12 protein-coding genes are annotated in these 12,399 nt (G+C 33.5%); 8 read left to right on the top strand and 4 right to left on the bottom strand.

Annotation, left to right across the window (positions count from 1 at the left end):
- Positions 1-3 precede the first annotated feature (3 nt).
- Positions 4-270 carry a DUF4134 domain-containing protein gene (locus FOC45_RS04580; protein WP_074698907.1) on the bottom strand — a complete coding sequence of 89 codons (267 nt, stop codon included), beginning with the start codon at positions 268-270 and terminating at the stop codon, positions 4-6.
- Between the two features lie 197 nt (positions 271-467).
- On the opposite strand from FOC45_RS04580, the gene FOC45_RS04575 reads away from it, so the two are divergent.
- From FOC45_RS04575 to FOC45_RS04555, 5 genes are all read left to right on the top strand, one after another.
- On the top strand, positions 468-3,218 hold the full coding sequence (locus FOC45_RS04575; protein WP_009389076.1) for a TrlF family AAA-like ATPase: 2,751 nt from the start codon (positions 468-470) through the stop codon (positions 3,216-3,218).
- A gap of 27 nt (positions 3,219-3,245) precedes the next feature.
- The gene (locus FOC45_RS04570; protein WP_009389074.1) at positions 3,246-3,917 is read left to right on the top strand and encodes a hypothetical protein; all 672 of its coding nucleotides are present in this window, start codon (positions 3,246-3,248) and stop codon (positions 3,915-3,917) included.
- A 67-nt stretch (positions 3,918-3,984) separates the two neighbouring features.
- Entirely contained in the window at positions 3,985-5,334 is a 1,350-nt protein-coding gene (locus FOC45_RS04565; RefSeq protein ID WP_009389072.1) for a hypothetical protein, read from the top strand.
- Positions 5,335-5,340: 6 nt separating this feature from the next.
- Positions 5,341-5,682 carry an STAS-like domain-containing protein gene (locus tag FOC45_RS04560; RefSeq protein WP_009389070.1) on the top strand — a complete coding sequence of 114 codons (342 nt, stop codon included), beginning with the start codon at positions 5,341-5,343 and terminating at the stop codon, positions 5,680-5,682.
- A 50-nt stretch (positions 5,683-5,732) separates the two neighbouring features.
- A complete protein-coding gene (locus FOC45_RS04555; protein WP_155846602.1) occupies positions 5,733-6,209 on the top strand; it encodes a hypothetical protein in 477 nt (158 codons plus the stop codon).
- 4 nt (positions 6,210-6,213) lie between these two features.
- Here FOC45_RS04555 and FOC45_RS04550 read toward each other — a convergent pair whose 3' ends face one another.
- The 3 genes from FOC45_RS04550 to FOC45_RS04540 are packed head-to-tail and all read right to left on the bottom strand — an operon-like array spanning position 6,214 to position 7,921.
- Complete coding sequence (locus FOC45_RS04550) at positions 6,214-6,765, bottom strand: hypothetical protein (protein WP_009389066.1); 552 nt, start codon at positions 6,763-6,765, stop codon at positions 6,214-6,216.
- A gap of 2 nt (positions 6,766-6,767) precedes the next feature.
- Positions 6,768-7,151 carry a DUF3408 domain-containing protein gene (locus FOC45_RS04545; protein ID WP_009389064.1) on the bottom strand — a complete coding sequence of 128 codons (384 nt, stop codon included), beginning with the start codon at positions 7,149-7,151 and terminating at the stop codon, positions 6,768-6,770.
- A gap of 11 nt (positions 7,152-7,162) precedes the next feature.
- Positions 7,163-7,921, bottom strand: coding sequence for a ParA family protein (locus tag FOC45_RS04540; RefSeq protein WP_034540070.1), 759 nt, complete (start codon positions 7,919-7,921; stop codon positions 7,163-7,165).
- Between the two features lie 573 nt (positions 7,922-8,494).
- On the opposite strand from FOC45_RS04540, the gene mobA reads away from it, so the two are divergent.
- From mobA to mobC, 3 genes are all read left to right on the top strand, one after another.
- Positions 8,495-8,920: a conjugal transfer protein MobA gene (gene mobA, locus FOC45_RS04535; protein ID WP_009389060.1), complete on the top strand. Its 426-nt coding sequence runs from the start codon at positions 8,495-8,497 to the stop codon at positions 8,918-8,920.
- A gap of 25 nt (positions 8,921-8,945) precedes the next feature.
- Positions 8,946-10,283: a conjugal transfer protein MobB gene (gene mobB, locus FOC45_RS04530; protein ID WP_009389058.1), complete on the top strand. Its 1,338-nt coding sequence runs from the start codon at positions 8,946-8,948 to the stop codon at positions 10,281-10,283.
- A gap of 65 nt (positions 10,284-10,348) precedes the next feature.
- Positions 10,349-12,358 carry a conjugal transfer protein MobC gene (gene mobC, locus FOC45_RS04525; RefSeq protein WP_009389056.1) on the top strand — a complete coding sequence of 670 codons (2,010 nt, stop codon included), beginning with the start codon at positions 10,349-10,351 and terminating at the stop codon, positions 12,356-12,358.
- The last annotated feature ends 41 nt before the right edge of the window (positions 12,359-12,399 follow it).

Below are 12,399 nucleotides of genomic sequence, written 5' to 3'. Positions count from 1 at the left end.
AATCTATAAGAAGAACGAACGCAAGATAGTAGCCGCTACAATTAGGAAGATACAAGCCCCAAACCAACTGGCAGCCGTTTTGCTGGTATCGGGGTCGCCGCTACTAAACTTGTTATATACCTTCACCCCACCGATGAGTCCCACCACAGCCCCTATGGCATAGATGAGCTTAGTAGCAGGGTCAAAATACGAGGTAACCATACGGGTAGCTTCATTGATACCTCCTACACCATTGCCCTGAGCAATGGAAAATTGTGTAACTCCTATCATCGTCAGCAGAAGGAGCCGTTTTAGAATTGATTTTCGCTTCATTGATAATCTGTTATTTTAAAATTTGGTGCAAAAGTAAGGGAAGATAAAGAGCAGAGGGCAAGTGAGGTAGCAGGTGGCAGAAAATGGCGGGGGATGGCTTGTTGTTTAAGTTTTTTTTTGTAGCTTTGCAACGTGAATAAAAAACAAGATAATCAATGACTACAAATAAAACAATAAATAGAGGTTCTGAGTGGAGAAAATGGGATTTACACTTTCATACTCCTTCATCATATGATTATAAAGATAAAAGTGTAACTAACCAAAAAATTATAGATATATTAGCTGAAAATAAAATATCTGTTGTTGCAATAACAGACCACCATACAATGGATATAGCCAGAATCCAAGAATTGCAACTACTTGGTAAAGATAAAGGAATAACTGTCTTACCTGGAATAGAATTTTTAGCTGATGCAAGAGGTAAAGATCCAATACATTTCATAGGTATTTTTTCAGACACTTCTAATATTTCTTATATATGGGGGCAGCTAAAAAACACTACAAATATAAAACAGATAGAAGGTTCTAATAAAAAACACAATGAAGTATATTGTGATTTAATAGACACCATGAAATTAATAAAAGAATTAGGAGGAATAACAACCATACATGCAGGAAGTAAAACTAATAACATTGAAAACATTACAAATTCCTTACCTCATGCCATAGCACAAAAAGAAGATATAGTTGATTTAGTTGATATTTATGAACTTGGGAAAGTAACTGATAAGGAAGGATATATAAAAAATGTTTTTCCTAATATAGGAAAGTATATCCCTATGATTATTGCCTCTGATAATCATGATATAAAGAATTATTCCTTAAAAGAAAACTGTTGGATAAAGGCTGATCCTACTTTTGAAGGATTGAAGCAAATTATTTATGAGCCTGAAGAAAGAGTAAGAATACAAGAAGAAGAACCCGACTTCAAAGAAGATAAAGAAATCATTGACAAAGTGAAATTTATCTCTCTTAATAATAAATTTAGTAATGAAGAGATATATTTGAATCCTAACCTTAATGTTATTATCGGTGGAAAATCGTCAGGAAAATCTATATTGTTATATTCTATTGCAAAAACCTTATTAGCAGATACAAAAGACAAATTGCTTTTTAAAAATAATGGGGAAGAAAGATATAGTCTAAAATCTATTGATTATGGCTTTGATTTTGAAATTACAACGAAAGCTGGTATTTCTCAAAAAATATCTGATAGAGAAGACGGGCATAATTCTCTAATTCCAAATATAAAGTATATTCCACAAAATGAATTGGTAAAACTTGCTGAACCTGAGTTAAGTGGAAAAGGAGAATCTCTAAATAAATTAGTTAGAAATCTTATTTGTGAGGATACTGATTCAAAACAAAAGTATGATGATTTTATCAAAAATGTTAAACAATATGATAAAGAAAGGGAAGAGTTGATAAATAGCTATTTTGAAACTCTTGATAATATACAAAAATTAGAAGCTGAATTAAAAACAAAATCAAATAAGGAAGTTTTACAAACGAATATTAAAACCAATTCTGAAAAAGTTGAAGAGTTGAACAAAAAAGCTGGATTGTCCGATGAACAGATTCAACAATACAAAAGTATTCAAGAACAACAACAAGAAAATCAAAAAAGAAGAGATTTACTGAATAGCGATTTTTCTCAAACGAATGCTTTCCTTCAAGAGTTGAATAAAGAATTATCTAACTTACAGGAACGAAAAAATACTTTTTTACAAAGCATTCATAAAAATGAATTTAGAGGTTATTATCAAGATAAATTAAAGTTCATAGATGACTCAATTGTTCAACTTCAAGGTTTAATTTCAGAAATAGGAACAATTATAAATTCCGAGGGGAAGAGAATTTTCAATACTGATAATATTTTTAAAGAAGAACTAAAACAAATTAATTATGAAAAGTCTAATATTGAAGAAGAACTAAAACCATATCAACAGAATGAAGACATTAAAAAGCAAATAAGAACTCTGGAAGAATTTATTGAGAATGATGGGAAGTTATTATCAGAGATAGATAGTCTCAATAAAAAAATAGAGGAAAAAAGACAATCCATTGAAGAGATTAAAACAAAATTGTTTGATTTGTATAAAAACTCGTATAATGAATATATAGATATTGTAGAACAATTAAAAAATAGAACTATAGAGCTCGAAAAAGATGGATTACAGATAAGAGGAGTTACACAATTTAATTTTCCAAAATTTAGAAGAGAAATAATTAGTTTTACTCACGGAACATATAATGATAACGATAAATATTGTATTTTAGACGAAAATAGAAGTCGTATTTTTGAAACTAATTATGACGAATTAATTTCAAATATCAGTAAGATGTTTAATGAAATTATGACTAGTGAGTATAGAATAAAAACTATTAGTAAGAAAGAGGCAGTTAAAAAATTACTTAATGACTATTTTTATGACTATTGGGAAATCACTTACAAAAATGATAAACTTGGCGAAATGTCCACAGGGAAAGCAAGTTTTGTAATACTAATGTTAATAATAGGCTTGAGTAAATCAAAATCACCAATTCTGATTGACCAACCAGAAGATAACTTAGACAATCGTTCTGTGAGTGAAAATATTATCTCTTATCTAAGGAATAAGAAGATTGAAAGACAAATTATATTGGTTACACATAATGCAAATATTGTTGTAAATGCCGATGCAGAAAATGTTATTGTTGCAAATCAAAAAGGACAAAATGACAAAGAAACTTCGAGTATTTATAAATTTGATTATATCAATGGTGCTATAGAAAATACATTTGCTAAAATTGAAGCCGAAAAGGATTTATTAAAAAGTATGGGTATTAAAGAACATATTGCAGATATTGTAGAAGGAGGTAAAGAAGCCTTTAAAAATAGAGAGAAAAAATATGGTTTTAATTAATTTTTTTGTTTTACCTTTTAAAATAATATGGGATATCATCTTATAAATATAATAGACGGAAAATTAGAGCATTGCTTCATAGAAAACTATGAAGAATTAGTTTATGAGGATGCTATAACAGGAGATACTATTATTTATCAAGGAGAAGAGAAGTGGAAACCTTTTAAAGTTTCTGAAAATGAGATATATAAAGGTCTTGCAAATGAAGATTTTAGAATAGGTATAAGAGCCCAACATCTTTTCAAAAAACAAGCTGATAAAGAAGGTTTTATACTTGAGGATTTAAATCAAAATCAAGAAAGTTTTAAAATATATACTAACAATGTTGATAAATCTATAAAAAGAGGAGATTATTTAGTTAGAAATTTTGGAAACATAGAAATTGATGTAAAATGCAAAACTTTTTATAAATTTGAAAAGACTCCAGAAGAAATTTTCTTTTATTTTGAGTGTGATGATTTGACTAAACACTTAAATATGCAATCTTTTACAAAAACACCTATTCTAATCGCTATTTATGAAAGAAGTCAAGAGAATAAAAATCAAATAAAAGAAGATACAATACATTTTATTTCGATAAACGAAATGAAGAGATTGAAAGAGAAATTTCAAAAGTCCCGTTATTCACAATATAAAATACCAACAAAGTATTTACATCAAGGTTTTGATTATATAAAAGAGGTTTTTGAAAGAATTTGAAGACTATATTAAATTCAAGTTGCTAAAGTAACTTTTTTTTATCAGTGAAAAAACATCCATTTATTTAATGTCTAAAAGTATAAGAAGAAAAAATAAACTTCATAGGTTAAAATTAGGATTTGATAAATATAAGAGAGACGTGAAAAGGAAAAATCCAAAAGCGAGTTTCTCCGATTATCCTTTATATCAATATATACAAAGAAGCAAACTCAAACAAAAACCTGAGTATTCAGATACAACAAAGTATTTTCTTAAAAACAAGTCCTTTTTTGGAAAAGAAAATAAGACTATTACAGAAAATGATATACTTTTGGTTCCAAAAATATTTTCAATAATAGATAATTATAATGAAACGACTCTATTTTTTAAAAGAATATTAGGCTCCTTATATCAAAATCCTTCAGAGGAAATTAAAATTGATTTTAAAGATTGCATTCAAATGGATATTTGCGCTTCTATGTGTATGGATATCATTTTAGCTGATTTTATAAAATATCATAATCAATGTAGAAAAGATGGGCACAGAATGAGAATACATTCTATCAAACCAATAAATGTCAATTCATATAATATTCAAAAGGTATTGTTTTCAGTTGGAACTTACAAGAATTTGAAAGGATTAAAAATTGATTTTCCAAATTTAAAACCATTTCCTATAATTATTGGAGATAAAAACAATCCTAAATTGCTAGAAAAAAGAGAAGTAGATATAACAAAAACAATAGATTATATAATAGAATGTTTAGGAGAATTAAAAAGAACTCTTACTAATAAAGCTGAATCAAATCTTTATAAAGCTGTAGGAGAAATTGTAATAAATGCAGAAGAACATTCTGATAAAACAAAAAGATACATTATAGGATATTTTGAAAAAATAGAAACTTCTGATGAGGAGAATTATGGCATTTTAAATTTATCTATTCTTAATTTTGGGAAGACTTTTTACGAAACTTTTAAAGAAAGTGATAATGAAGAAGTTACAAAGCAAATGAAATCAATAAGTCGAAGATATACTACAAAGGGCTTATTCAAAAAGAAAAAATTTGAAGAAGAAACCCTATGGACTTTATATGCCCTTCAAGATGGGGTAACTAGCACAAAAGACTGGAAAAGAGGAAATGGAGCAATACGTTTCATTGAAAGTTTCTTTGATTTGAAAGGGAATTGCTCTAATGATGATATATCTAAAATGGTTATAACTACAGGACATACTCAAATTATTTTTGATGGGAAGTATCAAATCACAAAACAAAAAAGGAATAATACAATTTTTAAAATGATGACTTTTAATCATTCAGAAAATATTGAAGATATTCCAGATGAAAAATATGTTAAATATCAAGAAAACTATTTTCCTGGCACGATTATTTCAGTGAAACTAAGGTTGGATTACGAGAATACAATAGAAATAAACTAAGAATTTATGGACTTAACAATAGATTTAAATGACTACAAAGTAAAAGGTTCTAAGGTTTTTACCGGAAGAGATAGAGGTATAGAAATTAGAGAAAAAACAAAAATAGATTCTTTATTCACTAATGGGTCGGACTCTGATAATTTGACAATCATTATACCTCCAGAAATAATGTCTATAAACCCTTCTTTTTTGGAAGAGTTTTTGTTTAATATAGTGAATAAATTGGGGAAGGAGAAGTTTTATCAAAAAGTTAAATTTTCTAATAATAGCGAGCGTTATGACATTAATGAAGATTTGGAAGAAGCTGTTGATAGAATTTTAAGGGCTAATAATGCATTAACTAAATAAAAATTGCTATGTTGCTGATTTCGATTAGGATATGGGATAATATAGAAAAATTGTCTAATATAGCTAATGTTATTATTGCTCTATTAACTCTTTTTCTTGGGTGGTATATATTTTTCTATCAGAACAAAAAAGATAAAAAAGATAAAAATATACAATTGCTAAAAGACTTAATTATTACTCCTAAAATGGAAGTTATTGAGAAATATTTTGATGAAATTTCCTCTTTAAGAGAAAGAATTAAATCTGATTCATTAAATGATAATGAAAAAATGGAACTAATTTCTTTTACAAAAGAGCAATCTTCATATATCAGAAGGAATTTTTTGATATTTATTCAAAAAATAGCTCCTTTATTACATAAAAATATTAGCGACAAAATTGATTTTCTGACAGATAATTTAACAGAAACATTATCTAATGATGAACATAAACTATGTAATAAAAAAACATATGAAAAACTTATTAATCAAAAAATCTTAGAAACCCATAGTTTTGTATTAGAAGAAATTTTTAAATACGAAGGATAATCTCTCACACAAACTCCCTAATATCAAACTCCATTTTACTCTCCACAGTTTTAGGCAACGCCTTCTCCAAGAGTACGCTTACTTTAAGAGTCGCTTGGGGTAAGGCTTTTTCTATGGCTTCTAATAGGCTGGTGCCCTCTACCTTTTGCAGTAGCTCTATGTTGTCAGCAGTTACCTCTTCTTTGTCCTCAGAGAGGAAAGTAGCTACCTTTTCCAAGTCCTCAAATGAAAGCCCCGTAGCAAAATCATTGTCCTCTTCCTCTGTTCGATAGCTGCGTAAATCCTCTTCTTCATCTTCAAGGTCTATGGTAGGTTCCTCTTCCCATTCTGTCAGAATATCCTGTTGCTCTTTTTCTGTTAAGGGGATAGCTGTAGTAGCTACCTTTGCAGGAGGCACAAACCTGCTTTCTCCCATTACCGATGTTAGAGGAGCTGTTTTGGGTATAGGGGTAGCTTTAGGTTGGGGAGCTCTCTTTTTAGAAAGTGTTATAGGCATTTTGTCCGATAGCAACAACAAAATCACCACGATAAGTAGTAAAATGATAATCTTTTCCATTGTTAGAATATAGGTTTGTATTTCTGTTCAAAACTCTGTGTAATTTCTTCTTGGTACTGCTCGAAATGCGCTTTGAGCACATTATCCAAATAGTTGTACAGACTGATCTTATCTTCTCCTATCACCTGTACAATGCGGGCTATTCGCTGGTGAAACTCAGGGCGTATATACACCGATTTCCCTTCCCTTGCTGAAGTCTCTCCCTGCTCAAAAAAATAACTTTCATACTCATAGAGTTCTGCCTTTTTCTTCTTGGTAGGAGCTGGTTTCTGGGGTGCTTTCTCTGTCTCTATTGGAGCCGTAGCAATGGCAGGGGCAGGCGTGGGTTGCTTGCCTGCCATTAGCTCCATTAGTTCGTTTTCGTCTATAGGTTTTACTGTCTTCATATCTTTAGGGTTTATTGAATAATCTGTACCAACTCATCAATAAAGTCGTCCAAATGGCAACCGCTCATCAGCTTCTCATCAGCAGGCATTAAGGTAGAACGGAATACCAATCGTTGGTTTTCTGTGCCGTCTTTTCGGAAACGCTTGCTATCAGATATGTAGGCTTGCATCAGGTTCAAACCTAAATCAGCAATCACTTGCTCATAAATCTTATACAAAGGCGATTTTTCTCTCCCATCTACCTGATTCCAAAATAAATGCACGCTTTTAATAGTACTTTCGGTATTCTTAGCGATGATATTGGAAAGTACCTCAGTAAAACTCAAAGTACTTTCAATCACCACTCTATCGGCAGTGATAGGTGAGAAAATGTGATGCATTTGAGCCAACAGGGTCAATATTCCTGCGGTGTTTACTGTCCCTGGCATATCAAAAAGGATAACCTCTATAGGGAAAGGAGTCTCTGCAATGAGCTGTTGTGCCTTTTCAAGGGCTTCATTAGGCTTACATTGTATTATGGGGTATGCCTTTTTGTTTAGCTCACTAAACTGTCTATGGGCAGCTTTCTTAAAATGCTCGTTGTTCATCACTGTTTTGAGGTCTTGTTCTCGCATTCGGTGTAGGCTGTATTGTGGATAATCACAATCCATCACTGCTACATTGTAGCCCATTCGGTAATGTAGCAAGCTGGCTACTAAGGTAGTAAAAGTGCTTTTTCCTACCCCTCCTTTCTGGGTGGAAAAGCTAATGAATTTTGTCATAGATGTCATATATATGTGTTTAAATATGTTTGTAATTCAGTAAGTATATAAGTGTATAGCTATTCAAATACAACTATCTGTAATTAGCCAATTATCTAACTACCTCTATAAGTAAGTATTTACTCACATAAGTAATTGACTAATTATCTAATTACTTGCGTATGTACATACGTCTGTAGCTTTATAGCTTTGTAGCTACATAGCTACCTAATTGCATTTTTACTTTTGTACATACTTGCTTTGGTATGCGGGTGCAAAGGAACATACAAATATACATATAGCCTTATGTAGGGTTGTAAATGGCTTTATAAGGAAGTGATTGGCTTTGTGTTATATACAAATCCTTTGCTAAGAAATGACTTGTTTTGCACCCTGAAATCACTTTACCCGCTCGTAGTGTTAATTTCTCTCTTTATAGCTAATTAAAATTCGACCGTTAGGGAGAATTTTCTGTTCACCCGAACAGAGCAAGTTGTGTTTTGAGGCACGCATTAGGCGTGTAGGCACCTCAAAACCACTTGCCCTTGCAGGGAGCTTAAAACACACTCCGAAGTCGTGGTTTTTTACTAACACTGAATTTATATGACCTTACAGAAAACAACTCACAAACGCCCCATAGGTAGGAATAAAAAGATAAATCCTGCTTCTTTTAGATATGTCTTTAGATTAAATGAAGAAGAAAACAATCAGTTTCTCTCGCTTTTCGAGCAATCAGGAATGAAAGTCAAAGCACATTTTATCACCTCTTTGCTTTTTAACCGAGAGATAAAAGTGGTGAAAATTGATAAATCTGCTTTAGATTATTACACCAAACTCACTGAACTCTATGCGCAATTTCGTTCGGTAGGGGTCAATTACAATCAGATTGTAAAGATACTCTACCGTAATTTTTCGGAGAAGAAAGCAGCTGCTTACCTCTATAAATTAGAGAAAGAAACTACCCAATTGATTGCTATCTGCAAACAAATATTAGAGCTTTCTCAGCAAATAGAGCAAAAACTAAAGTAAGTTTTTAAGACGAAAACAGCGACTTATGATAGCAAAAATACATCGAGGAGGGCAGCTGTTAGGAGTACTTTTGTACAATCACAACAAGGTGGATAAAGGGCAGGGTGAGGTGTTATACGCTCAAAAAGTGATACGACCTCTGCAAGGAAATGTGGGCATTTCGGAAGTGTCTCGCTCCTTTGCACCTTATCTCTATGCCAACATAAGGACAGAAAAACCTATCCTACACATCTCCCTCAACCCCGATCCTAATGATAAGGTGAGTGATGAGACCTTTGTAAAGTTGGCTACTGACTATATGCAACAGATGGGTTTTGGCGACCAACCTTTTGTGGTTTACAAACATTCGGATATTGAGCGCAAACACATTCACATCGTATCGCTGGGGATAGATGAACAAGGCAAGAAAATTCCTGATACTTTTGAAAAAATACGTTCAATGAAAGTATGCCGAGAGTTGGAAACAAAATACCAACTTATCCCTGCTATCACCAATGATTCACAGCTAACAGATGATGAGCTCTTGCCTTTGTCTAAATTAATACCCTTAGATTACCGACAAAACGACCTTAAAAAGGAGTTGATTCATACTGTAAAACAATTGCTAAAACACTATCATTTTACCTCGTTAGGAACGTTCAACGCCTTGCTCAATCAGTTTAACATAGCGGTAGAAAAGGTAGAAGGCGAACTGCAAGGTATTCCTAAAAAGGGCTTGGTATATGTAGTATTGGATGAAAATGGCAATAAGGCGAGCCATCCTTTTAAAGCCTCCAAGCTCGGCAAAACACTATGCTTACCTTATATCGAAAAACATTTACAAAAGGAACAAGATCACTTAAAAGGACAAGACACCACTTCCTTAAAGGCACATATCACCTTTTCTAAAGAAACAGCTCATAGCAAAAGTGAATTTGTTCAAGAACTAAAGGCTAAAGGGATAGAGGTCGTCTTTCGTGAAAACAAAGAAGGGAGAACCTACGGGGTAACCTTTATCGACCACAACAGCCGATGTGTGTATAATGGATCTCAGCTGGGGAAGGAGTTTTCTGCCAATGTTTTTCATCAGTGGCTAAAATCGTTAGAAGAGCCTGCTACGGCTTTAACCTCTCAGGTAAATATGCGGTCTGTAACTCCTTATGCAAGTAAAAATCACGACAATACTAATACTGTTGAAGAGGATACTTTCTCTGACACTTCTTGGACACATTACCAAGAGGATTTTGGTAAGGACTCTGCCTTAAATGCTTTCTTTACTCTTTTCTCTTTGGATGATCAAGGGGTAGATTACGAAGAAGAGGATTTTACCAGAAGAATGAAACGTGCTACTGCCAAACGGCGAAAAATGAAAAACAAATCTTAGGTGTGGCCAGTGAGCTGACATAGCTAAGTATAAAATATTGACAAACACTAAAAACAGAAACAAATATGCAAAACGATGATGATTTAAGAGCATTAGCCAAGATTATGGCTTTTATGCGTGCAGTAAGTATTCTCATAGTACTAATGCACCTCTATTGGTATTGTTATGGCTTTTTCCAAGGCGAAAAGTGGATATTAGCCGTAGTAGATAGAATCTTGACCAACTTCCAACGAACAGCAGGACTGTTCTCTCACCCGCTATACACCAAATGCTTTGCCCTCCTGCTCTTAGCCCTGAGCTGTTTGGGAACAACAGGCGTAAAAAACGACAAAATTACTTGGCGAAAGATTTACATCGCTCTGGGAGTAGGAGTCGCTCTTTACTTTGGTAACTTTTGGATTTTGTACTTGCGACTTCCTGCTTCAGTGGTTGCCTTTTTCTATATCCTTACCCTATCTTTGGGCTACATAGCTCTTCTTATGGCAGGTTCGTGGATGAGTCGCTTGTTAAAAGACAACCTTTTAGATGATGTTTTTAACAATGAAAACGAGTCGTTTATGCAGGAAACTCGACTGATGAAAAACGAGTATTCTGTGAATCTACCTACTTTGTTCTACTACCACAAGAAGTGGAACAAAGGTTGGATCAATGTGGTAAATCCCTTTCGGGCAACCATAGTGCTGGGGACTCCTGGTTCTGGTAAGTCTTATGCTATTGTGAACAACTATATCAAACAACAAATTGAAAAGGGTTTTGCAATGTACATCTACGACTTTAAGTTTGATGACCTCTCTACCATTGCCTATAATCACTTGCTAAAAAACTTAGACAAGTATAAGGTAAAGCCCAAGTTCTATGTGATAAACTTTGATGATCCTCGCCGTAGTCATCGTTGCAACCCTATCAACCCGAACTTTATGAGTGATATTTCCGATGCTTATGAATCTGCTTATACCATTATGCTCAACCTTAACCGCTCGTGGATCCAAAAGCAAGGTGATTTCTTTGTAGAGTCACCTATCATTCTCTTGGCTGCTATTATTTGGTTTTTGAAGATTTACAAGGATGGTAAGTACTGTACTTTTCCACACGCCATTGAGCTATTGAACAAGCCTTATGCCGATGTTTTTACTATTCTCACCTCGTACCCCGAACTTGAGAACTATCTATCGCCTTTTATGGATGCTTGGCAAGGAGGTGCACAAGACCAGCTACAAGGACAGATAGCCAGTGCTAAAATACCGCTCTCCCGAATGATTTCGCCTCAACTCTATTGGGTGATGACAGGTGATGATTTTTCATTGGATATCAATAATCCCAAAGAACCTAAAATCCTTTGTGTAGGCAACAATCCTGATAGGCAGAACATCTATTCAGCTGCTTTAGGGTTGTACAATTCACGTATTGTAAAGCTCATCAACAAGAAAGGACAGCTCAAATCCTCTGTGATTATTGACGAGTTGCCTACCATTTATTTCAGAGGCTTGGACAACTTGATAGCTACAGCCCGAAGCAATAAAGTAGCCGTTTGTTTAGGTTTCCAAGATTATTCACAGCTCACTCGTGATTATGGCGATAAGGAAAGCAAGGTGATACAAAATACTGTGGGGAATATTTTTAGCGGACAGGTAGTAGGAGAAACAGCTAAAACCCTTTCTGAACGTTTTGGAAAGGTATTACAGAAAAGGCAATCTACTACGATTAACCGCAATGATACCTCTACCTCCATATCTACACAATTGGATAGTTTGATTCCTGCCAGCAAAATATCCAATCTTACTCAAGGGATGTTTGTAGGAGCTGTTTCTGATAATTTTGACGAGCGTATAGAGCAGAAGATATTCCACGCTCAGATTATAGTAGATAACGAGAAAGTAGCTGCAGAGAGCAAAGCCTACCAAAAAATACCTCAAATCCTCTCCTTTGAAGACGAAAATGGAGAAGACCAAATGCAACAACAAATCCAAGCCAATTACAAGCAAGTAAAAACTGACATTATCCAGCTCATCACCGATGAGCTCACCCGCATTGAAAACGACCCTGAATTAGTGCATTTGATAAGGAAAGAGGAATAAATGAAAACTGCTAAACATTTTAAGATGTTTAGCAGTTTTTA

This window comes from Capnocytophaga sp. FDAARGOS_737, assembly GCF_009730375.1.
GTDB lineage: Bacteria > Bacteroidota > Bacteroidia > Flavobacteriales > Flavobacteriaceae > Capnocytophaga > Capnocytophaga leadbetteri.
The sequence above is the reverse complement of the archived record's forward strand: the minus strand, read 5'-3'. Positions and strand labels throughout refer to the sequence as shown.

Bases quoted from the DNA above. Each gene is read 5' to 3' on its own strand.
- mobA (WP_009389060.1), top strand. From the start codon at position 8,495: ATGACCTTACAGAAAACAACTCACAAACGCCCCATAGGTAGGAATAAA.
- mobB (WP_009389058.1), top strand. From the start codon at position 8,946: ATGATAGCAAAAATACATCGAGGAGGGCAGCTGTTAGGAGTACTTTTG.
- FOC45_RS04540 (WP_034540070.1), bottom strand. From the start codon at position 7,921: ATGACATCTATGACAAAATTCATTAGCTTTTCCACCCAGAAAGGAGGG.
- FOC45_RS04565 (WP_009389072.1), top strand. From the start codon at position 3,985: ATGTCTAAAAGTATAAGAAGAAAAAATAAACTTCATAGGTTAAAATTA.
- FOC45_RS04580 (WP_074698907.1), bottom strand. From the start codon at position 270: ATGATAGGAGTTACACAATTTTCCATTGCTCAGGGCAATGGTGTAGGA.
- FOC45_RS04545 (WP_009389064.1), bottom strand. From the start codon at position 7,151: ATGAAGACAGTAAAACCTATAGACGAAAACGAACTAATGGAGCTAATG.
- FOC45_RS04560 (WP_009389070.1), top strand. From the start codon at position 5,341: ATGGACTTAACAATAGATTTAAATGACTACAAAGTAAAAGGTTCTAAG.
- FOC45_RS04570 (WP_009389074.1), top strand. From the start codon at position 3,246: ATGGGATATCATCTTATAAATATAATAGACGGAAAATTAGAGCATTGC.
- FOC45_RS04575 (WP_009389076.1), top strand. From the start codon at position 468: ATGACTACAAATAAAACAATAAATAGAGGTTCTGAGTGGAGAAAATGG.
- mobC (WP_009389056.1), top strand. From the start codon at position 10,349: ATGCAAAACGATGATGATTTAAGAGCATTAGCCAAGATTATGGCTTTT.
- FOC45_RS04550 (WP_009389066.1), bottom strand. From the start codon at position 6,765: ATGGAAAAGATTATCATTTTACTACTTATCGTGGTGATTTTGTTGTTG.